Source organism: Variovorax sp. UC74_104 (assembly GCF_044055375.1).
Lineage (GTDB): Bacteria > Pseudomonadota > Gammaproteobacteria > Burkholderiales > Burkholderiaceae_C > Variovorax.
On the sequence record NZ_CP171978.1, the window covers coordinates 4,214,111 to 4,233,819 of the forward strand.

Here is a 19,709-nt window from a genome sequence, read left to right on the forward strand (position 1 = left end):
CGCTTCTTATTTGTGGAGAAGAACGGCCGCGCGGGCCTCCATCGCGCGGCCCTCGCCCACCGGGCCCAGCTTCTCGGCCGTCTTGGCCTTCACGTTCACCTGCTCCAGCGCCACGCCCAGCGTGTCGGCAATGCGCTGGCACATCAGCGGAATGTGCGGCGCGAGCTTGGGCGCCTGCGCGACCACCGTGCTGTCGACGTTGCCGATCTCCCAGCCCGCCGCACGCACCCGGCGCGCCGCCTCGGCCAGCAGCACGGCCGAATCGGCGCCTCGGAACTGCGGATCGGTGTCCGGAAAATGCCGGCCGATGTCGCCGAGCCCCGCACCGCCCAGCAGCGCGTCGGTGATGGCGTGCAGCAGCACGTCGGCATCCGAATGTCCCAGCAGGCCGGTGGTGTGCGGCACCTCGACGCCGCCGAGGATGAGCTTGCGCCCCGCCACCAGCTGGTGGACGTCCCAGCCCTCGCCGATGCGGATGCTGAATGGCGCGGCGGTCATGCCAGCCCCTTCCTGCGGCCCAGCAGCACGGCCTCGGCCAGCGCGAAGTCTTCGGGAAAGGTCACCTTGAAGTTCTGCGCGTTGCCCGGTACCAAGAGCGGCGACAGGCCGATCGCCTCGATGGCGCTGGCCTCGTCCGTGACGGCGTCGCCGGTGCGCTCCAGCGCGTCGAGCAGCATGCCGATGCGGAACATCTGGGGGGTCTGCGCCAGCCACTTGTCGGCACGCGGCAGGGTCTGGGCCACCCGGCTTTCGGCGGTGGACGACTTCAGCGTGTCTGCCAGCCGCTGAGCCAGCAGGCCGCCGACGGCGTCGTGCTCGCAGGCGGCGATCAGCGCCTCGATCTGGCTGGAGGTGACGAGGCAGCGGGCCGCGTCGTGCACCAGCACCCAGTCGTGCGCGCCGGCGCCCTTCTGCCGCAGCGCCACCAGGCCGTTGCGCACCGTGGCCGCGCGGGTAACGCCGCCCACGCGCAGCAGGTACTCGTTTTCCGAGGGAAATCGCGGCAGCACCGCATCCACGTCGCGGTCGTCCGGCGACACCACCAGCGCCAGCCCGGCGAAGCGCCCCGACATCGCGCGGAAAGCCTCCAGCGTGTGGGCCACCATCGGCAGGCCGGCCAGGCGCCGGTACTGCTTGGGTTGCGTGGACTGCGCATGCCCCGCGCGATGGCCGGAGCCGGCGCACGGGATCAGCACGAAGAGTCGGGAAGAGGACATGGGGCCCAGCGTCGGCCGTGGCCGACAAGCGGATAAAGGGCCGCCATTCTAGAATTGACCGCTACGCACACCCCTCGCCAGCCGGCGCGGGGTGTTGTGCATTTCCATCAAGCGTTCCATGGACCTCCCCCACCTCACGGCGGGCAAGCGATTCACGCTGCCGCGTCCTCCCTTGTCGGCAGATGCCTTGCTGCTGGCGCAACTGGCCATGCGCGAGAAGGCCGCCGGGCGCGCCACCGCGATGTTCACGGCCGACGCCAACGACGCCCAGCGCCTGATCGACGAGATCAAGTTCTTCGCCCCTGACCTGCGCTGCGCCCTGTTCCCCGACTGGGAGACGCTGCCCTACGACAGCTTCTCGCCCCACCAGGACCTGATCAGCGAGCGCCTGGCCACCCTCTGGCGCATCAGCCAGAAGGAGGCCGACGTGGTGCTGGTGCCCGCCACCACCGCGCTCTACCGGCTGGCACCGCCCTCCTTCCTGGCCGGCTACACCTTCCACTTCAAGGCCAAGCAGAAGCTGGAGGAGTCCAAGCTCAAGGCCCAGCTCACGCTGGCCGGCTACACCCACGTGACGCAGGTGGTGAGCCCCGGCGAATACGCAGTGCGCGGCGGACTGATCGACCTGTTCCCCATGGGCTCGCCGGTGCCCTTCCGCGTCGACCTGTTCGACGACGAGATCGACACCATCCGCACCTTCGATCCCGACACCCAGCGCAGCCTCTACCCCGTGCCCGAGGTGCGGCTGCTGCCGGGGCGCGAGTTCCCGATGGACGACGACGCGCGCGGGCGCTTCCGCAGCCGCTGGCGCGAACTGCTCGAGGGCGACCCGACCAAGAGCCGCATCTACAAGGACATGGGCAACGGCGTGGCCACCGCCGGTATCGAGTACTACCTGCCGCTGTTCTTCGACGAGACGGCCACCGTGTTCGACTACCTGGGCGCCGACGCCACCGTGGTGCTGCACGGCGACCTGGAACCGGCCTTCCAGCACTTCTGGCAGGACACCAACGAGCGCTACCGCCTCGTGCGCGGCGACCCCGAGCGCCCCGCCCTGCCGCCCGAGGCGCTGTTCCTGAACGCCGAGCAGTTCTACCAGCGCGCCAAGCCGCATGCGCAGCTGGCCATCCGCGGCGACGTGGACACCGACACGCCCTACGCCGAGTTCGACAGGCTGCCGCCCTTCGCCGTGGTGCGCGGCGCCGAGGACCCGCTGGTCGGCCTGAAGGCCCACATCGCGAAGACGCCGCACCGCGTGCTGCTGATCGCCGAGAGCGAAGGCCGCCGCGAGAGCCTGCTCGACTTCCTGCGCGCCAGCGGCGTGAACCCGCCGGCCTTCGATTCGCTGGCCGAGTTCGAGTCCTCCGGCGACGAGAAGACAGGCATCGCCACCGCCGCGCTGGCCTCGGGCTTCGCATGGCGCGAACAGGGCATCGACTTCGTCACCGAAACCGAGCTCTTCGCCACCGCGCCCACCACGCGCCGGCGCAACAAGAAGCAGGAGCAGGTCAGCGACGTCGAGGCGCTCATCAAGGACCTGTCGGAGCTCAACGTGGGCGATCCGGTGGTCCACAGCGCGCACGGCATCGGACGCTACCGCGGCCTGATCCACATGGACCTGGGCCAGGGCAACGGCCCCGACGGCAAGCCGCTGCTGCAGGAAATGCTGCACCTGGAGTACGCCGACAAGGCCACGCTCTACGTGCCCGTGTCGCAGCTGCACCAGATCAGCCGCTACACCGGCGTCAGCGCCGACGAGGCCCCGCTGCACAAGCTGGGCTCCGGCCAGTGGGAAAAGGCCAAGCGCAAGGCGGCCGAGCAGGTGCGCGACTCCGCCGCCGAGCTGCTCAACATCTATGCCCGCCGCGCGGCGCGCGAGGGCCATGCCTTCCGCTACTCGCCGGCCGACTACGAGGTGTTCGCCAACGACTTCGGCTTCCAGGAAACGGCCGACCAGAAGGCGGCCATCCATGCCGTGGTGCAGGACATGATCTCGCCCCAGCCCATGGACCGCCTCGTGTGCGGCGACGTGGGCTTCGGCAAGACCGAGGTCGCCCTGCGCGCGGCCTTCATCGCCGTTACCGGCGGCAAGCAGGTGGCGTTTCTCGCGCCCACCACGCTCCTGGCCGAGCAGCACTATCAGACGCTGGTCGATCGCTTCGCCAAGTGGCCGGTGAAGGTGGCGGAAATGAGCCGCTTCCGCTCGGCCAAGGAAATCACCGCCGCCGCGAAGGGCTTGGCCGACGGTCAGGTCGACATCGTGGTCGGCACGCACAAGCTGCTCTCGCAGTCGGTCAAGTTCAAGAACCTGGGCCTGCTCATCATCGACGAGGAACATCGCTTCGGCGTGCGTCACAAAGAAGCGATGAAGGCCATGCGCGCCGAAGTCGACGTGCTCACGCTCACCGCCACGCCGATTCCTCGCACGCTGGGCATGGCGCTGGAAGGCCTGCGCGACCTGAGCGTGATCGCCACCGCGCCGCAGCGGCGCCTGGCCATCAAGACCTTCGTGCGCAACGAGGGCACCGGCGTGATCCGCGAAGCCGTGCTGCGCGAGTTGAAGCGCGGCGGGCAGGTCTACTTCCTGCACAACGAAGTCGAGACCATCGAGAACCGCCGCCAGAAGCTTGAAGAAATACTGCCCGAGGCCCGCATCGCCGTGGCCCACGGCCAGATGCCCGAGCGCGAGCTGGAGCGAGTGATGCGCGACTTCGTGGCGCAGCGCTACAACCTGCTGCTGTGCTCGACCATCATCGAGACCGGCATCGACGTGCCGACCGCCAACACCATCGTGATCAGCCGTGCCGACAAGTTCGGCCTGGCGCAGCTGCACCAGCTGCGCGGGCGCGTCGGCCGTTCGCACCACCAGGCGTACGCCTATCTCATGGTGCCCGACACAGAAGGCCTGACCAAGCAGGCCGCGCAGCGGCTTGACGCCATCCAGCAGATGGAAGAGCTCGGCTCCGGCTTCTACCTGGCCATGCACGACCTGGAGATCCGCGGCACTGGCGAGGTGCTGGGCGAGAACCAGAGCGGCAACATGATGGAGATCGGCTTCCAGCTCTACAACGACATGCTGAGCGAGGCGGTGCGCGCACTGAAGGCCGGGCAGGAGCCCGACCTGCTGTCGCCGCTGTCGGTCACCACCGAGATCAACCTGCACGCCCCTGCCCTGCTGCCCGACGACTACTGCGGCGACGTGCACCTGCGGCTGTCGTTCTACAAGAAGCTGGCCACGGCGAAGACGCCCGACCAGATCGACACGCTGCTGGAGGAAATTGTCGACCGCTTCGGCAAGCTGCCACCGCAGGCGCAGACACTGATCGACACGCACCGCCTGCGCGTGCTGGCGCGGCCCTACGGCGTGGTGAAGGTCGATGCGGCGCCGGGCATCATCAACATCACATTCAAGAAAGATCCGCCGGTGGATGGCATGGCCATCATCCAGCTGATCCAGAAGAACAGGCACATCAAGCTCGCCGGCAACGAGAAGCTGCGCATCGAGCGCGAACTGAAAGAACCCAAGGACCGGGCCCAGATGGTGCGCGACGTGCTGCGCAGCCTGGGCCAGCCCACCGTCAAGGAAACCGCCCCCGCATGAGCGCTACTGAAATCTCCCCCGGCCTCGTCATCCAGCGCGTGAAGCCGCCGCTGAAGCTCGCCGACTTCAAGCTGATCGCGTTCGACATGGACTCGACGCTGATCAGCATCGAGTGCATCGACGAGATCGCCGATGCCGTCGGCAAGAAGGCGGAGGTGGCCGCGATCACCGAAGCCACGATGCGCGGCGAGATCAAGGACTTCAAGGAAAGCCTGCGCCGCCGCGTCGCGCTGCTCAAGGGTGTGCCGATCGAGGCGCTGCAGCAGGTTTACGACGAGCGCCTGAAGTTCAACCCCGGCGCGAGCGAACTGGTAGCCGCGTGCAAGGCGGCCGGCCTCAAGGTGCTGCTGGTGTCGGGCGGCTTCACCTTCTTCGCCAACCGCGTGAAGGACCGGCTGGGCATCGATTTCGCACGCTCCAACCTGCTCGACGAGGCCGGTGGCAAGCTCACCGGCGAAGTGGTCACGCAGAACTGGGGCGACATCTGCGACGGCGCCGAGAAGCGCCGTACGCTGCTGGAGGTGGCCTCGCTCATGGGCATCTCGCCGCAGGAGACGATCGCCGTGGGCGACGGCGCCAACGACCTGCCGATGATGGGCGAAGCCGGCCTCTCGGTGGCCTATCACGCCAAGCCGAAGGTGCGCGAGCAGGCCATGGTGGCGATCAACGAAGGCGGCCTCGACCGCGTGCTGGAAATCCTGAAATGACCGACGCCGCCGCGCCTGCTCCATCCGCTCCCCTCTATCGGGCCGATGCGCTCGTCGCCTACGCCGACGCACTGCTGCAGAAGGCCGGCCTTGCCGCGCCCAAGGCGGCCGTGGTCGCGCGCACGCTGGTCGAAGGCGACCTGCTGGGCCACGACACCCACGGCCTCGCGCTGCTGGCGGGGTACGTCAAGGAGCTGGAATCCGCCGGCATGACGCGCGACGGCGCGCCCGTGGTGCTGTCGGACCGCCCCGCCGCCGTGCTGTGGGACGGCAAGCGCCTGCCCGGCCCCTGGCTCATGGACCAGGGCATGAACCTGCTGGTGCCGCGTGCGCGCGAACTGGGCACGGCCTCGCTGGTCATCCGGCGCAGCCACCACATCGCCTGCCTGGCCGTCTACATGCTGCGCGCGCTGCAGGAAGACATGTTGATGCTGCTGGCCTGCTCCGACCCCAACGCGGCCAGCGTCGCGCCCTTTGGCGGCACGCAGGCGGTGTTCACGCCGAATCCGCTGGCGATGGGCTTTCCGCTGTCGCAGGGCGGCGTGATGGTCGACATCTCGGCCTCCATCACCACCAACGGCATGAGCAACCGCAAGCGCGCGGCCGGCGAGACCTTCGCCGAAGAGTGGCTGATCGACGCCACCGGCAAGCCCACGCACGACCCGCAGGTGCTCTTCGACCAGCCGCCGGGCACGCTGCTGCCGGTGGGCGGGCTGAGCCACGGCCACAAGGGCTACGGCATGGCGCTGCTGGTGGAGACGCTCACGGCCGGCCTCGCGGGCCACGGCCGCGCCGATCCGCCCGAGGGCTGGGGCGCGACGGTGCACGTCACGCTGCACGACCTGAACGCCTTCGGCGGCAAGGAAGCCTTCCTGCGCCAGATGGACCACGTGGCCGAACGCTGCCGCGCCAATGCGCCCATCGACCCGGCGAAGCCTGTGCGGCTGCCGGGCGAAGGCGGATTGAAGCGTCGGGAATCGCAGTCGAAGAACGGGGTGCGGCTGCACCCGTCGATCGCGCGCTCGCTGCAGGATGCGGAGCAGCGCCACGGCCTGCGGCTGGCGCAGGCGCTGGTCTGAGCGGGGCTCAGCCTTCTTCGGGTTCGGGTGAGCCTGCCGGGCGCGCCTTGCGCTTTGCCGGCTTGGCCAGGATCTCGATGTAGAACTGCTTGCCGCCCTCCTTCGCCACGCCGTCGATCAGGCCGGTGATGGCGGAAAGGTGGATGACTTCGGCCGATTCCTGCGAAGCGCCGAAGCGGCAGTCGAAGTCCCAGTAGTCCATGCCCTCGGGCAGTTCGCGGCGCCGTTCGCGCTTGATGTACTTGCGGATCTCGTGCTTGATGGCTTCGAGTAGACGGTCGGGGTGCTTGCCCTCGACCTGAAGCTGGAAGGTTTTTCTCATGGGTGATCGTAACCAATGTGGCATGGGCACCGAACTTGCTCGCTACGATGACCGCCGGGCCCATTCCGTGGCCGCCACGCCGAACTGTCCATGCTGACCTTTTTCCACCCGGAACAACTGTTGCACCATCCGCGCAGCTACCTGTCGCGCGGGCAGATGCGCACCCCGCAGGAAGTTCCCGAGCGTGCGCTGCGGCTCGTCGAAGCCACGCGATCGCTGGGCTTCGACCTGCAGACGCCGCCCGATGCCGGCATGGCGCCCCTTGCCGCAGTGCACGGTGCCGACTACCTGCGCTTCCTCGAGGAAGCCCATGCCGAATGGAAGCGGATGCCGGCTGACTGGGGCGACGAGGTGATGTCGAACATCTTCGTGCGCGAGCCCAACCGCCTGCGCGGCATCCTGGCCAAGGCGGCGCGCTATTTGGCCGACGGCAGTTGTCCGGTGGGCGCCCAGACGTGGCGCTCGGCGTACTGGTCGGCCCAGAGCGCGGTGGCCGGCGCGGCGGCCATCAACAGCGGAGCGCGCGCGGCCTATGCGCTGTGCCGTCCTCCCGGCCACCATGCGCGCGCCGATGCCGCCGGCGGTTTCTGCTACCTCAACAACGCCGCCATCGCCGCCCAGGCGCTGCGCGGGCGCTTCGCGCGCGTGGCGGTGCTCGACACCGACATGCACCACGGCCAGGGCGTGCAGGAAATCTTCTACGGCCGCAGCGACGTGCTGTACGTGTCGATCCACGGCGACCCGACCAACTTCTATCCGGCGGTGGCCGGCTACGAGGACGAGCGCGGGGCCGACGACGGCGAGGGCTTCAACATCAACTTCCCGATGCCGCACGGCGCGCCGGAACCGGTCTTCTTCGAGCGGCTCGACGACGCGGCGCAGGTACTGCGGCGCTTCGCACCCGACGCACTGGTGCTGGCGCTGGGCTTCGACATCTACAAGGACGATCCGCAATCGCAGGTCGCCGTGACGACCGAGGGCTTCGGCCGGCTGGGCAAGGCCATCGGCGCGCTCGGCCTGCCGACATTGATCGTCCAGGAAGGCGGCTATCACCTCGAGAGCCTGGAAGCCAACGCGCGCGCCTTCTTCGGCGGATTCGCGGCCGCCGGATGACAGCCTGCCCGGCGGCTACCGCCGCCGCGCTGTGTACAGTCGGTGCCTCGAACGAAAGCAGGTGAAAGACATGGCGCGCGCAAACGACTGGGCAAGCAAGGTAATGGCATTGATCAACGGCGGCAACCCCACCGCCGCCATCGCGCAGATCAAGGTCGCGCCCTCGGTCAAGGACCTGAAGGCGCTGCAGACCATCATGACGCTGTCGAAGATGAAGGGCCGCTATCCGAACGTGGATGCGGCCATTGCGGACAACCTGGACCTGCTTGCGGCGCCCAGGCTGCACCGGTCGCCCTGAGCATCCAGGCGGCTGTGCGAAATCCGGAGCCAAATCTCCACAAATGAGAACCATTCTCGCCAATAATCTGGAGAACGATACCTACGTACTCACTCCAGATGTCCGCCCGACTCTCCCCACCCCTCTGCTACGCGCCTTCCAGGACAGTTACCAGGAGTTGGTGCGGTTCATTGCGCGTCGCACGGGCAGCACGCACGACGCCCGCGAGTTGGCGCATGACACCTGGTTGCGCCTGGCCGAGCGTGCCAAAAGCCCGCAACACGGAGGCGAGACCACGCCGGAGCCCGCCGCACGCGCCTATGTGTACGCAGTGGCCGAGAACATCGCCATCGACCACCTGCGCCGCCGCCGGCGCGGCATGGAGCGCTTTGCCGCGGCGCCGCACGACCACGCCGACGAAAGCGCCGCACGCGAACATGGCACGCACGACGTCGCCGATCTCTGTGCCCACCGGCAAGCGCTCGACGCAGTCGACGCCGCGCTGAGGCGGCTGCCGCAGCGCAGCCGTGACATCTTCCTGGCCGACCGGCTCGAAGGCATCGGCCACGCCGCGCTGGCCGAACGTTACGGCGTCTCCATCAAGACCGTCGAGCGCGACGTGATGCGCGCGCTCGACAGCATAGAAGCCGCGCTGCACCGGTGGCGCGGCGACGCCGTGCCGTTACGCACCGGACGCCGCAGGGCCCTGTCGACGCTGCTCGGCATCGCCGGCTTGAGCATCGGCAGCGCCGTGCTTTGGCAGGCCTGGCGTGAATGGATGCCGGGCTACCAAGGGAGCCTGTCCACCGCCATCGGCCGCATCCGCAGCCAGACCCTGCCGGACGGCAGCCGCCTCACGCTCGACGCGGACAGCCGCGCCGAAGTGACCTACTACGCCGCTCGCCGAACCGTGCAGTTGCTCGCGGGCAGCGTGTTCTTCGACGTGGCGCGCGACGAAGCACGCCCCTTCGTCGTCACCGCGCTGGGTCACGAGATCACCGTGCTCGGCACCCGTTTCGAAGCCGCACTGCAAGATGGCAGCCTGTGCGTCGCGGTCGAGTCGGGCCGGGTGCGGGTTCGCAACAGCAACGGCGAAGAGCGTTTCCTCGGCGCCGGCGACGGCGCGCGCATCGATGCGTCGCGTCAGTTCACCACGGCGCACCCCGGCGAGGCCGCCGCAGTGGCGTCCTGGCGTGAAGGCTGGCTCGACTTCCACCACGTGCCGCTGGGCGAGGTCGTCTCCCGTCTCGCGCGCTACAGCCCGCGCCCGCTGCGCGTCGAGCCCGATGCCGCTTCGTTGCCGGTGTTCGGCCGTGTGAACATCGCACAGGCCGGAACCTGGCTGCGCCTGCTGCCCGGGAGCCTGCCGGTCCAGGTGCGGGAAGACCAGGGCAACCCGCAAGCCATCGTCATCGCGCGCCGCTCACCGCCCTGACATCGCACTTCTTTTGCAAATCGCGTGAGGGATTTGCGCCGCTCGGTCGTATCAGCCTGCAGAGCCCGGAAAAATTCCGTTCAGCGGACGGTCCGGGATTTCCATGGCCCAGAAAAGAACCGACTTCATCGCATGCCTTCCCGCACCATCATTCCACGCCGCGCCTCGCGCCATCTGATCTCCGCCGCCACCCTGGCCTGTGTCGCCCAAGCGGGCCAGAGCGCGATGGCGCAAGGCACCCATACGCCGCCGACTTCGCAGGCGACGCCGACCGCTTCGGGCGCGGTCATCGGCATTGCCATCCCTTCCCAGCCGCTGGACCAGGCGCTGAACCAACTGGCCCGCCAGGCCGGCCTGCAGTTGCTGGCGCCGCCTGCCTTGCTGAACGGCCTGCGCAGCCGGGCAATACCGGCCAACCTGAGCGTGGGCGCTGCCGTCGCCCAACTGCTGGAAGGCACCGGCCTGACCGGGCAGACGACGAACAACACGCTGGTCATCGAACGGGCCGCGCAGGCCTCCGGCAACACGCTGCCGGCCGTGACGGTCAGCGCCTCGGCGCAGCACGAAGACGCCATGGGCCCCGTGCCCGGCTATGTGGCCCGGCGCAGCCAGACCGCCACCAAGACCGACACGCCGCTGCTCGAAGTGCCGCAGTCGATCTCTGTCATCGGTCGCGACGAAATGGAGGCGCGCGGCGTCCAGGACATCATGGAAGCCGTGCGCTACGCGCCCGGCGTTGCGGTCGGCAACTGGGGCTTCGACCCCCGTGGCATCGATTGGATCCTGATGCGCGGCTTCGACACCACGTCGGGCATAGCCGGCTACCGCGACGGCCTCGTCATGCCAGCCTACGCCGTGACCGAGCCTTACGGCCTCGAGCGCATCGAAGTGCTGCGCGGCCCCTCCTCCGTCGTCTTCGGCCAGGGTGATGCCGGCGGCATCATCAACCGCGTGAGCAAGATGCCGAGCAACACGCCAGTGCGCGAAATCGAGGTGAAGTACGGCAACTTCCAGCGCAAGCAACTGGCCTTCGATCTGGGTGGCGTCGCCAGCGATACGCTCAGCTACCGCCTGGTGGGCCTCGGCCTGGACACCAATTCGCAGGTGCGCTACGGAGATGGCACGCCGTTCGCAAACAAGCGCACCTACCTGGCCCCCTCGCTGCGCTGGCAGCCCTCGGCCCACACGTCTTTCACGCTGCTCGGCGAGTTTCTCGACAACAAGGCCAGTGACGACGTCTTCTATGTCATGGACAACGCAGGCCGCAACACCGGCATCGTCCGCGGCGACCCCGGGTTCAGCCGTATCCGCAACCGCCAGGAATCGCTGGGCTACCTGTTCGAGCACCACGTGAACGACAGCTGGACGGTGCGCCACAACCTGCGCTACTCCAACGCCCGCGTCGACAAGCACATCCTGCGCGACGCCCTGCTGCCGGACGACTACACGCTCACGCGCAGCGCGCGCTCCTTCCCGGAAAGGTTCAGCCAGTGGACCTCCGACGCGCAACTGCAGGGCCGTGTCCGTACGGGGATCGCCGAGCACACGCTGCTGTTCGGCTTCGACGCGACCCGTGTCCGCTACACGTCCAAAGAGTTCTCGGGGCCGGCCCCCAGCCTCGACCTGCGCGCCCCCATCAACGTCGTGCCGGTGCAAGAGCCCCTCACCCCGGAGAGCAACAGCACTCAAGTCACCCAGCAGGTGGGCTTCTACGCGCAGGACCAGATCAAGTTCGACGATCGCTGGGTGCTGACGCTCAGCGGCCGCCAGGATCGTGTGAAATCGGAGACCACCGATCGCATCAACAACTCCCGCAAAGGCCAGACCGACAACAAGTTCAGCGGCCGTGTGGGCCTGAGCTACCTGAACGGCAACGGCTGGGCGCCGTATGTCAGCTATGCCACGTCGTTCATGCCGACCAGCGGTGCAGACCCGCGCGGCAACCCGCTGCTGCCGACCCGCGGCGAGCAGTTCGAGGCCGGGATCAAGTACCAGCCCGAAAGGTCGCGCACTTCATTCACCGCAGCAGTGTTCGACCTGCGCAAGTCGAACGTGGTCACCTACGACCAAGCCACCTTCGAGGCCCGCCAGATCGGCCGCATCCGTTCGCGTGGCCTTGAACTGGAAGCCAAGGCCGAACTGGCGCGTAACCTGAACCTCACGGCCGCCTACACCTTTCTCGACATGAAGGTGCTGGCCAGCGCCAACACGGACGAAATCGGCAACATGCCGATCCAGGTGCCCAGGCACTCGGCCTCGGTGTGGCTCGACTACACCATGAACAACGGCTTTGGCTTCGGCGGCGGCGTGCGCTATATCGGCAAGCGCTGGAACGACGTGACCAACACTTCGGCGGAAGGCGGCGTTGCACTGCTCGACGCCACGGTGCACTACAAGACCGGCCCCTGGCGCTTTGCGCTGACCGCGACCAATCTGGCCAATCGCAAGTACGCAGCTTCGCGCGCGTACAAGAACTTCTATCCAGGCAACGAGCGCACGCTAGTCGCGAGCGCGAAATACCAGTTCTGACCAGCCAGCCATCGCAGCGCGAATCGCGCGGCGATGGCCCGGCATTGCTTCAGAGCGCCTGTCCCAGGCGCTTCACGCCCTCTTCGATCTTCGCCACGTCGGCCGTCGCGAAGCTCAGGCGCAGTGTCGCCACGTCGGGCTTCTCCGCGAAGAACGGCGCGCCGGGCACGAAGGCCACGAGCTTCTCGATCGCGCGCTTGGCCAGTTCGTTCGCGTCGGCCAGCTTGCCGTTGGCGCCCGTGAGGCGGGCCCAGAAGAACAGGCCGCCGTTGGGCTGGGTGAAACTCACCGCGTCGCCCAGTTCACGCTTGAGTGCCGTGCCCATGGCCTGCGCGCGCTGGCCGTAGACCTCGCGCACGTGCGCCAGCGTGGCGGGCATGCGGCCGCTCTTGAGGTACTGGGCGGCCGTGGCCTGCGAGAAGGTGCTGGTGTGCGCGTCGCTGAACTGCTTGCACATGGTGGCCTTGGCGAGCAGCTCGGGCGGGGCGATCATCCAGCCGATGCGCAGGCCGGGGCTGAGCACCTTGCTCAGGCTGCCGCAGTGCGCCAACAACTCGCGGCTGCCGGGCACGTCCTTGCTCAGCGACATGATCGACGGCGGCGGCGCTTCGCCGAAGTAGAGGTCGCCGTAGGGGTCGTCCTCGACGATCAGCGTCTGGTACTTCACGGCCAGCTCCAGCACCTTCTTGCGGCGTTCCAGGCTCAGCATGGCGCCGCTGGGGTTGCCGAAGGTGGGAATCAGGTAGACGAACTTGGGCTTGTGCTCGGCGATGAGCTTCTCGAGCTCGTCGGTCTTCACGCCGTTGGCGTCGATGGGCGCGCTGATGAGCTGGGCGCCGTAGAGGCGGAAGCACTGGATGGTGGCCAGGAAGGTCGGGCCCTCGACGATCACCTTGTCGCCCGGCGAGATCATGGTCTTGCCCAGCAGGTCCAGCGCCTGCTGGCTGCCGGTGGTGACGATCAGGCCGCTGGGCTCGACGTCGACGCCCTTGGTCTTCATGAACGAGCTGAGCTGGCTGCGCAGGGGCTCGTAGCCTTCGGTGGCGCCGTATTGCAGGGCGCCGCCGGGTTCCTCGGTGAGTGCCTTCTGGCTCGCCTCCTTGAGGCCCTCGACGTCGAACATGGCGCTGTCGGGGAAGCCGCCCGCGAAGCTGATGATGCCGGGCTTGCCCAGCAGCTTGAAGAGTTCGCGGATGGCGGAGGTCTCGACGTTGTCGAGGCGGGAGGCGAATTGCATGGTCGGTCTCACTTTCTGGATGGCATTGTCGCCAAAGCGCAGGCAATAAAGCTGCGTAAGGCCATCTGCTTTCGACGATATATTGCGGCTGCCGGCCTTGCCTGCCCTCTTTCGAGCCCCATGAAAAAAGACAACATCCCCCTCTTCTTCGCCACCCTGCAGGCGGCCAACCCCGAACCCGAGACCGAGCTGGAGTACAGCACCCCCTTCGAGCTGCTGGCCGCCGTGCTGCTGTCGGCCCAGGCCACCGACGTGGGCGTGAACAAGGCCACCCGCAAGCTCTTTCCGGTGGCGAACACGCCGCAGGCCATCCTCGACCTGGGCGTGGAAGGGCTGGAGGAATACATCAAGACCATCGGCTTGTACCGCAGCAAGGCCAGGCACCTGATCGAGGCCTGCCGCATGCTGGTGGAACAGCACGGCGGCGAGGTGCCGCGCACCCGCGCCGAGCTGGAAGCCCTGCCGGGCGTGGGCCGCAAGACGGCGAACGTGGTGCTCAACGTGGCCTTCGGCGAGGCCACCATCGCGGTCGACACGCACATCTTCCGGGTTGGCAACCGCACCGGCCTCGCGCCCGGCAAGACCCCGCTGGAAGTGGAACTGAAGCTCGAGAAACGCGTCCCTCTGGAGTACCGTCTTCATGCGCATCACTGGCTGATCCTGCACGGCCGCTACATCTGCGTGGCGCGCAAGCCGCGCTGCTGGGAGTGCGCCGTGTCCCACTTGTGCGACTACAAGCCCAAGACGCCCGCGCCGAAGACGGCCTGAGAGACCAAGAGACGAGACAGAACAGAAGAAAGAACACGACGACGGATGACCAGAAGCAAGACCACATCGACGAACACCCGCACGCTGCTGGGCGCGGCCCTGCTCGCCGCGCTGCTGCCGGCCGCGGCATGGTCGCAGCAGCAGGCCGGCACGCAGTTTCCCAACAACGTCGGGCAGTACACGGGCCGCTGGTCCGCCAACTGCGCAGACAACTCGGCGCCCACGCTGCAGGTACGGCAGGACACGCTGATCGCCGAGAGCGGCAAGCGCCGCGTGGTCGCCCGCGAGCCGCAGACGGTCTACAGCCTCTTCGGCAACAGCCCGCCGCCCGCGGGCTTCGACGTGGCGCTGGTGGGCGAGACGGGCAAGGCCGGCGCGCTGACCTTCCTCGTCCACCGCGTATCGCGCGGCCAGTTGCGCGGCCAGTACATCACGCTGGACACCGACAAGCCGCTGGCCGGCCAGCTCGGCCCCGAGATGATGAAGCTGCGCTACTGGCGCTGCAACGGCGCCGAGCGGGCGCTGCCGCCGCCCTCCGAGCCCGCCGCCAAGGTGCCGCCCCCGCCCACCGGAAGCCCCGCCGCGCTGGCGCAGGGCCCCGCCATGCAGAAGGCCTGGCGCGCCGCACTGGGCTCGCGCGAGAACGAGCGCTGGCTGGTGCGCCGCGAAGGCCCGGCGCCGGAGCCGCAATGGGTGACCATCGACGGCACGCGCTACCTGCTGCACGCCTTCTGCAAGCCGCACGACTGCTACGACAACAACGCGATCGCGCTCTACGACCAGGGCTCCGGCCGCATCTACGGCCTGGTGCAGCGCAACGGCGGCAACCGCCTGGTGGGCTCGCCCCCAGCGGCGCTCGCGCCCCAGCTCGACAAGCTCTGGCGCGAGCAGTGGCGCAAGTCGAACTGACCGCGGCCGGCCCGCTCAGGCCAGCTTGAACATCCGCACCGCGTGCACCAGCCCCGCGGCCTGGTCGTTCATCGACTGAGCCGCGGCCGAGGCCTGCTCGACCAGCGCCGCGTTCTGCTGGGTGGCGCGGTCCATCTGCTTGATGGCGTCGTTGACCTGGCCGATGCCGGCGGCCTGCTCCTGGCTGGCCGCGGTGATCTCCGCCATGATGTCCGTCACGCGCCGCACGCTGCCCATGATTTCTTCCATGGTCTTGCCGGCCTGGTTGACCAGCGTGCTGCCCGCCTCCACCTCGCCCACCGAGTCGCCGATCAGCGCCTTGATTTCCTTGGCCGCCGCGGCCGAGCGCTGCGCCAGGCTGCGCACTTCCGAGGCGACCACCGCGAACCCGCGCCCCTGCTCGCCGGCGCGCGCAGCCTCCACCGCCGCGTTGAGCGCGAGGATGTTGGTCTGGAACGAGATGCCGTCGATCACGCCGATGATTTCCACCACCTTCCTCGACGAGGCGTTGATGGACGCCATCTTCTCCACCACCTGATCGACCACCGCCCCGCCGCGCGACGCCACCTGCGAGGCCGAGTCGGCCAGCTGGTTGGCCAGCCGCGCGTTGTCGGCGTTCTGCCTGACGGTGCCGGTGAGTTCCTGCATGGCGGCGGCCGTCTGCTCCAGTGAACTGGCCTGCGCCTCGGTGCGCGACGAGAGGTCGCGGTTGCCCGAGGCGATCTGTCCCGATGCCGAGGCGATGGAGTCGGTGCCGTCGCGCACCTGCCCCACCACCTTGGCGAGCTCGTCGTTCATCGAGCGCAGGGCGCGCATCAGCATGCCCGACTCCGACGCGTCGGCCACCTCGATCCGTGCCGTCAGGTCGCCCGAGGCCACCTGCTGCGCCACGTTCACCGCCTGCCCCAGCGGCCGCGTGATGGAGCGCGTCATGACGAAGGCCAGCAGCAGCCCGCCGGCCAGCGAGGCGCAGCTGATCCCCAGGATCATCCACTTGGCGCGCCGGTATGCGGCTGGGTGGACGCGGTGCCCTCGTCCGCGCTCGTCCTCAGCTGCGCCTGGAAGGCCGAGACATGCGCCAGCACTTGGTTGAGCAGCGGCATGCACTCCTGCGTCAGCACCTTGACGGCCGCCTCGGTCTGGCGCGACGTGGCCAGGGCGACGACGTTCCCGGCGATGGGCAGGTACTGGGCTTCGAGCGCGCGGAGCTTCTCGAGCATCCGGCGCTCCTCGGGGCTCGCGGCGGCCTGGTCGGCCATCACCGCCGCAAGGCCCTGCAGGCCCTTGTCGATCTCACGCTGGGAGCTTCCCACCAGTTCGATGTCGCCTTTCTGCAAGGCCGGCTCCGTCACCAGCGCCAGGTTGCGCGCCGCAATGGCCCGCTTGCCGATGGCGGACTGCACGTTGTTGAGCTCGTCGAGCTTGCGCGCCCCGATATCGGTCGCGAAGGCCACGCGCTCCGAGAGATTCGCCATCTCGTGCAGCCCGATGCCCGTGATGAGAAGCTGCAACAGCAGCAACAGCGCAAAGCCCAGTCCGAGGCGGGCTCCGATCTTGAGGTTCGAAAGACCGAACATGTGGCGTTCTCCAATTTGATTGCGGGGGCTTCCCGCCCTCATCGGCAAGACCGCGATGCGCCACCCCACCCTCGAAGGGTGGGGATGGGCAAACCCTTGAATATGGGATCCGATCCGCGCGCGAGATGACCCAGAATCCTCACGGATGCAACCTGCCTCAATCCTCGGCACACCCGCCCTGAGAACCCGCAGCCGCCGCCTGCTGGTCCGGCAGGGCCTGCTCGACCGGCTCGACGGCTCCGGCGGCCGACGCTGCGTGGTGCTGCAGGCGCCGGCAGGCTTCGGCAAGAGCTCGCTGCTGCTCACCTGGCAGCGCGAACTCGTCTCGGCCGACGCCGGCATCGCGTGGCTCAGGCTCGCGGACCTTCCCGAGGGCGACCTGCACTTCATGACCGCCCTGATGACGGCCCTGGCCGGCATCGACTCCGCCATCCCGAAGGGCGCCGTGGCGCATGCCCGCCCCGACGCGCTTGCGATGGAGCGGCTGGTCATCGCGCTCGTGCGCGGCATTGCGGCGCACGGCCGCAGGGTCGTGCTGATCGTGGACGACGTGCAGTGCGCGCACAGCGGCCACGTGCTGAACGCGCTGCGCCTGCTCGTCGAGTACGCGCCGTCCAACCTGCTGTGCGTCTTCGCCAGCCAGGACGAACTGCCGATGACGCTGGGCCACACGCCAGCCTCGAAGACGGTGCTCGAGCTGCGCAACGACGACCTGCGATTCAGCCTGCCGGAGTCGATCGACTACCTCGGCATGCGACTGCCCCAGCTCGACGAGCGCGCCGCCGCCGCGATCCACCGGCTGACCGAGGGATGGCCGGCACTGCTGCGGCTGGCAAGCGCCGACGTGCGACGCCGGCGCGGCGTGCAGTCGCCGCTGATCCACGGCGTGCCCGACCCCGAGCCGTTTGCCGCGTACTTCCACGCGCACGTCTTCCCTCGCCTCTCGGCGACGCAGCTGCGCCTGCTCACCTGCTGCGCGGCCTGCACCCGCTTCAGCGCGCCGCTGTGCGCCGACCTGGCGGGCGACGGATACACGCCGGCCCAGTGCGCCGAGCTGCTGGAGCCGCTGGCGCGCGAAGGACTGCTGTCCTCCGCCGCGCCGGAGGCGCCCGCCACGCGGGACGTTTCCATGCCGATGCAGGAGCGCTGGTGGCACATGCACACGCTGCTTCGCAGCGTGCTGCTCGTGCGCTTCTCGGCCTGGCCCGAAGCCGCGCGCCTGAAGATCCACGCCACCGCCTGCCACTCGTTCACGGCCCGCGGCATGCACCACCAGGCCGTGCGGCACGCGCTGGCAGCCGGCAGCCGCGACACCGCCGCCCGCCTGGCCGAGCACGGCGCGCAGGCGCTCTTCGTCCAGGGCAGGATGAGCGAGACGATCGCGCTGCTGCGCCAGCTCGACGCCGAGACGGTCGGCGACAACGCCAATCTCGGTCTCTGGATTGCCTGGGTGGAACTGGCCGACTACCGGCTCGACGACTGCGCCCGCAGCATCGAAAGGCTGCGTGCAAAGCCCGGCGCACTCGAGCCGGCCATGCGCTACCGGCTGACGCTGCTGGACTGCCTGCTCGCCATCCGCAACGACGACAACGACGCGCTCTCGCGGCTGCTGCCCGAACTGCTGGCCCCGCCGCCCGCGGCCGACGAGTTCGCGGTGGCCGGCCGGCGCAACGTGCTGACCTGGCTGCACCTGCACCGCGGCGAGTTCGAGCAGGCGCGCCGCATCCAGCGCGACGAGCCGACGCCGCGCATCGACGGCGAGCCCGTCGCCGGCACCCTGTTCGGCTCGCTGGTGGGCCAGTGCCTGGTCGGCCTGTCGTATGCGGTCGAGGGCCATATGAACCGCGCGGAGCGCATCTACCGCCAGGTGCTGGACGAGGCGCAGGAGCGCGGCGAGCGCTGCGCCGAGGCGGCGCGACTCACCGCACAGCTGCTGGTCGAGGTGCTCTACGAACAGCACGGCCCGCTGGTGGCGGCGCGCTTCATCCAGGAACAGCTCGGCACGCACGACGGCCTGATTCCCGACACCACTCTGCGCATGATCCTCGTGGCAAACCGCGCGCAGCAGGCGGCCGGCCGCTGGCGCGAGGCGCTGGAGCACCTGGCGCAGACCGGGTGCTTCCTGCGGCGCTTCGGCATGGACCGCACGCTGGCCTGCGTGCTGCTGGAGCAGCTCGGCATCCAGCTCGCCAACGACGAGGTCGACGCGGCGCGGGCTTCGCTGCAGGAGCTTGAAGCGCTGCACGTCCGGCACCCGGGTGTGGAGCCCGGCACCCTCCGGCGCATTGCCGACATCGTGGAGCGGGCGCGCATCTGCATGGCGGTGCACGACGGCGATCTGCAGCCCGCGCTGGGGCGGCTCGAAGCCCTGTCGCAGTGCTACGAGGAACGCGGGCAGCTCAGCCTTTCCGTCACGCTCCAGCTCCAGGCCGCCGAGGTCGAGCGCAGGCTGGGGCGCACCGAGGCGTCGAACACGCGCGTGTGCAAGTCCCTGCGCCTGGGCCACAGGCTGGGGCTGCTGCAGACCTTGCTGGGCGCGCATGGCAACGCTCTCCAGCTGATCCACAAGGCCGGCGAAACACCCAGGCTCGACCCGGTGCTGGGCTTCTTCATAGAGCGCATCGAGGCGCTGGCGCAATCGCAGTGCGGTACGCGCTCCGAAGCGCCGCCGGTGCCCCGCTTCCGCGACGACCAGCGCCTGACCCGCCTGCTCACGCTGCGCGAAGCCGAGATCGCCGAGCTGCTGCTGCAGTCGCTTCCGAACAAGAAGATCGCGCTCACGCTCGGCCTGTCGCTCGACACGGTCAAGTGGCACCTCAAGAACATCTACATGAAGCTGGACGCCCACGGACGCGGCGCCGTAGCCGAGCGCATCCGGCACGAGCTGGAACGCGACGACGGCGGCGGGGACGGCAGGCGCGGAAGATAGCCGCGCCGG

The 19,709-nt window shown here is 68.7% G+C and carries 15 protein-coding genes and 1 pseudogene; 10 read left to right on the forward strand and 6 right to left on the reverse strand.

Annotated features, from left to right (window positions below):
• Window positions 1–6: 6 nt before the first annotated feature.
• Both ispF and ispD read right to left on the reverse strand, forming a co-directional pair.
• On the reverse strand, window positions 7–498 hold the full coding sequence (gene ispF, locus ACHMXA_RS19810; RefSeq protein ID WP_176664304.1) for a 2-C-methyl-D-erythritol 2,4-cyclodiphosphate synthase: 492 nt from the start codon (window positions 496–498) through the stop codon (window positions 7–9).
• Window positions 495–1,217, reverse strand: coding sequence for a 2-C-methyl-D-erythritol 4-phosphate cytidylyltransferase (ispD, locus tag ACHMXA_RS19815; protein WP_176664305.1), 723 nt, complete (start codon window positions 1,215–1,217; stop codon window positions 495–497). The genes ispF and ispD overlap by 4 nt, the downstream gene beginning before the upstream one ends.
• 118 nt (window positions 1,218–1,335) lie before the next feature.
• Here ispD and mfd point away from each other — a divergent pair, with 118 nt between their 5' ends.
• The 3 genes from mfd to ACHMXA_RS19830 are packed head-to-tail and all read left to right on the forward strand — an operon-like array spanning window position 1,336 to window position 6,604.
• The gene (mfd, locus tag ACHMXA_RS19820; RefSeq protein ID WP_395316251.1) at window positions 1,336–4,818 is read left to right on the forward strand and encodes a transcription-repair coupling factor; all 3,483 of its coding nucleotides are present in this window, start codon (window positions 1,336–1,338) and stop codon (window positions 4,816–4,818) included.
• A complete protein-coding gene (gene serB, locus ACHMXA_RS19825; protein ID WP_395316252.1) occupies window positions 4,815–5,525 on the forward strand; it encodes a phosphoserine phosphatase SerB in 711 nt (236 codons plus the stop codon). Before mfd ends, serB begins: the two co-directional genes overlap by 4 nt.
• Complete coding sequence (locus tag ACHMXA_RS19830; RefSeq protein ID WP_395316253.1) at window positions 5,522–6,604, forward strand: Ldh family oxidoreductase; 1,083 nt, start codon at window positions 5,522–5,524, stop codon at window positions 6,602–6,604. Before serB ends, ACHMXA_RS19830 begins: the two co-directional genes overlap by 4 nt.
• A 7-nt stretch (window positions 6,605–6,611) precedes the next feature.
• On the opposite strand, the gene ACHMXA_RS19835 is transcribed toward ACHMXA_RS19830, so the two are convergent.
• Window positions 6,612–6,926 (reverse strand): DUF6172 family protein, encoded by a 315-nt coding sequence (locus tag ACHMXA_RS19835; RefSeq protein WP_395316254.1) that lies wholly within the window; start codon window positions 6,924–6,926, stop codon window positions 6,612–6,614.
• A 90-nt stretch (window positions 6,927–7,016) separates the two neighbouring features.
• Between ACHMXA_RS19835 and ACHMXA_RS19840 the strand changes: the two genes are divergently transcribed.
• From ACHMXA_RS19840 to ACHMXA_RS19855, 4 genes are all read left to right on the forward strand, one after another.
• Entirely contained in the window at window positions 7,017–8,039 is a 1,023-nt protein-coding gene (locus tag ACHMXA_RS19840) for a histone deacetylase family protein (RefSeq protein ID WP_395316255.1), read from the forward strand.
• Window positions 8,040–8,109: 70 nt separating this feature from the next.
• On the forward strand, window positions 8,110–8,337 hold the full coding sequence (locus ACHMXA_RS19845; protein WP_176664311.1) for a hypothetical protein: 228 nt from the start codon (window positions 8,110–8,112) through the stop codon (window positions 8,335–8,337).
• 43 nt (window positions 8,338–8,380) lie between these two features.
• Window positions 8,381–9,751: a sigma-70 family RNA polymerase sigma factor gene (locus tag ACHMXA_RS19850; RefSeq protein WP_395316256.1), complete on the forward strand. Its 1,371-nt coding sequence runs from the start codon at window positions 8,381–8,383 to the stop codon at window positions 9,749–9,751.
• 132 nt (window positions 9,752–9,883) lie between these two features.
• Window positions 9,884–12,280, forward strand: a complete 2,397-nt coding sequence (locus tag ACHMXA_RS19855) for a TonB-dependent siderophore receptor (protein ID WP_176664313.1) — start codon at window positions 9,884–9,886, stop codon at window positions 12,278–12,280.
• A gap of 49 nt (window positions 12,281–12,329) precedes the next feature.
• Here the strand turns inward: ACHMXA_RS19855 and ACHMXA_RS19860 are convergent, their stop codons facing one another.
• Window positions 12,330–13,517 (reverse strand): PLP-dependent aminotransferase family protein, encoded by a 1,188-nt coding sequence (locus ACHMXA_RS19860; RefSeq protein ID WP_176664314.1) that lies wholly within the window; start codon window positions 13,515–13,517, stop codon window positions 12,330–12,332.
• A gap of 120 nt (window positions 13,518–13,637) precedes the next feature.
• Between ACHMXA_RS19860 and nth the strand changes: the two genes are divergently transcribed.
• Window positions 13,638–14,285, forward strand: coding sequence for an endonuclease III (gene nth, locus ACHMXA_RS19865; protein WP_176664315.1), 648 nt, complete (start codon window positions 13,638–13,640; stop codon window positions 14,283–14,285).
• A gap of 45 nt (window positions 14,286–14,330) precedes the next feature.
• Complete coding sequence (locus ACHMXA_RS19870; RefSeq protein ID WP_176664316.1) at window positions 14,331–15,194, forward strand: Ivy family c-type lysozyme inhibitor; 864 nt, start codon at window positions 14,331–14,333, stop codon at window positions 15,192–15,194.
• A gap of 15 nt (window positions 15,195–15,209) precedes the next feature.
• Here the strand turns inward: ACHMXA_RS19870 and ACHMXA_RS19875 are convergent.
• Window positions 15,210–16,136, reverse strand: a pseudogene (locus ACHMXA_RS19875) (methyl-accepting chemotaxis protein); the annotation flags it as partial.
• Between the two features lie 44 nt (window positions 16,137–16,180).
• Window positions 16,181–16,771, reverse strand: a complete 591-nt coding sequence (locus tag ACHMXA_RS19880; protein ID WP_395316257.1) for an MCP four helix bundle domain-containing protein — start codon at window positions 16,769–16,771, stop codon at window positions 16,181–16,183.
• Between the two features lie 145 nt (window positions 16,772–16,916).
• Between ACHMXA_RS19880 and ACHMXA_RS19885 the strand changes: the two genes are divergently transcribed.
• Window positions 16,917–19,700 (forward strand): LuxR C-terminal-related transcriptional regulator, encoded by a 2,784-nt coding sequence (locus tag ACHMXA_RS19885; RefSeq protein WP_176664318.1) that lies wholly within the window; start codon window positions 16,917–16,919, stop codon window positions 19,698–19,700.
• Window positions 19,701–19,709: the final 9 nt, after the last annotated feature.

Excerpts from the sequence above, each read along its gene's own strand:
- nth (WP_176664315.1), top strand. The coding sequence starts at position 13,638 with ATGAAAAAAGACAACATCCCCCTCTTCTTCGCCACCCTGCAGGCGGCC.
- ispF (WP_176664304.1), bottom strand. The coding sequence starts at position 498 with ATGACCGCCGCGCCATTCAGCATCCGCATCGGCGAGGGCTGGGACGTC.
- mfd (WP_395316251.1), top strand. The coding sequence starts at position 1,336 with ATGGACCTCCCCCACCTCACGGCGGGCAAGCGATTCACGCTGCCGCGT.
- ACHMXA_RS19870 (WP_176664316.1), top strand. The coding sequence starts at position 14,331 with ATGACCAGAAGCAAGACCACATCGACGAACACCCGCACGCTGCTGGGC.
- serB (WP_395316252.1), top strand. The coding sequence starts at position 4,815 with ATGAGCGCTACTGAAATCTCCCCCGGCCTCGTCATCCAGCGCGTGAAG.
- ACHMXA_RS19835 (WP_395316254.1), bottom strand. The coding sequence starts at position 6,926 with ATGAGAAAAACCTTCCAGCTTCAGGTCGAGGGCAAGCACCCCGACCGT.
- ACHMXA_RS19840 (WP_395316255.1), top strand. The coding sequence starts at position 7,017 with ATGCTGACCTTTTTCCACCCGGAACAACTGTTGCACCATCCGCGCAGC.
- ACHMXA_RS19860 (WP_176664314.1), bottom strand. The coding sequence starts at position 13,517 with ATGCAATTCGCCTCCCGCCTCGACAACGTCGAGACCTCCGCCATCCGC.
- ispD (WP_176664305.1), bottom strand. The coding sequence starts at position 1,217 with ATGTCCTCTTCCCGACTCTTCGTGCTGATCCCGTGCGCCGGCTCCGGC.
- ACHMXA_RS19855 (WP_176664313.1), top strand. The coding sequence starts at position 9,884 with ATGCCTTCCCGCACCATCATTCCACGCCGCGCCTCGCGCCATCTGATC.
- ACHMXA_RS19885 (WP_176664318.1), top strand. The coding sequence starts at position 16,917 with ATGCAACCTGCCTCAATCCTCGGCACACCCGCCCTGAGAACCCGCAGC.
- ACHMXA_RS19830 (WP_395316253.1), top strand. The coding sequence starts at position 5,522 with ATGACCGACGCCGCCGCGCCTGCTCCATCCGCTCCCCTCTATCGGGCC.
- ACHMXA_RS19850 (WP_395316256.1), top strand. The coding sequence starts at position 8,381 with ATGAGAACCATTCTCGCCAATAATCTGGAGAACGATACCTACGTACTC.
- ACHMXA_RS19845 (WP_176664311.1), top strand. The coding sequence starts at position 8,110 with ATGGCGCGCGCAAACGACTGGGCAAGCAAGGTAATGGCATTGATCAAC.
- ACHMXA_RS19880 (WP_395316257.1), bottom strand. The coding sequence starts at position 16,771 with ATGTTCGGTCTTTCGAACCTCAAGATCGGAGCCCGCCTCGGACTGGGC.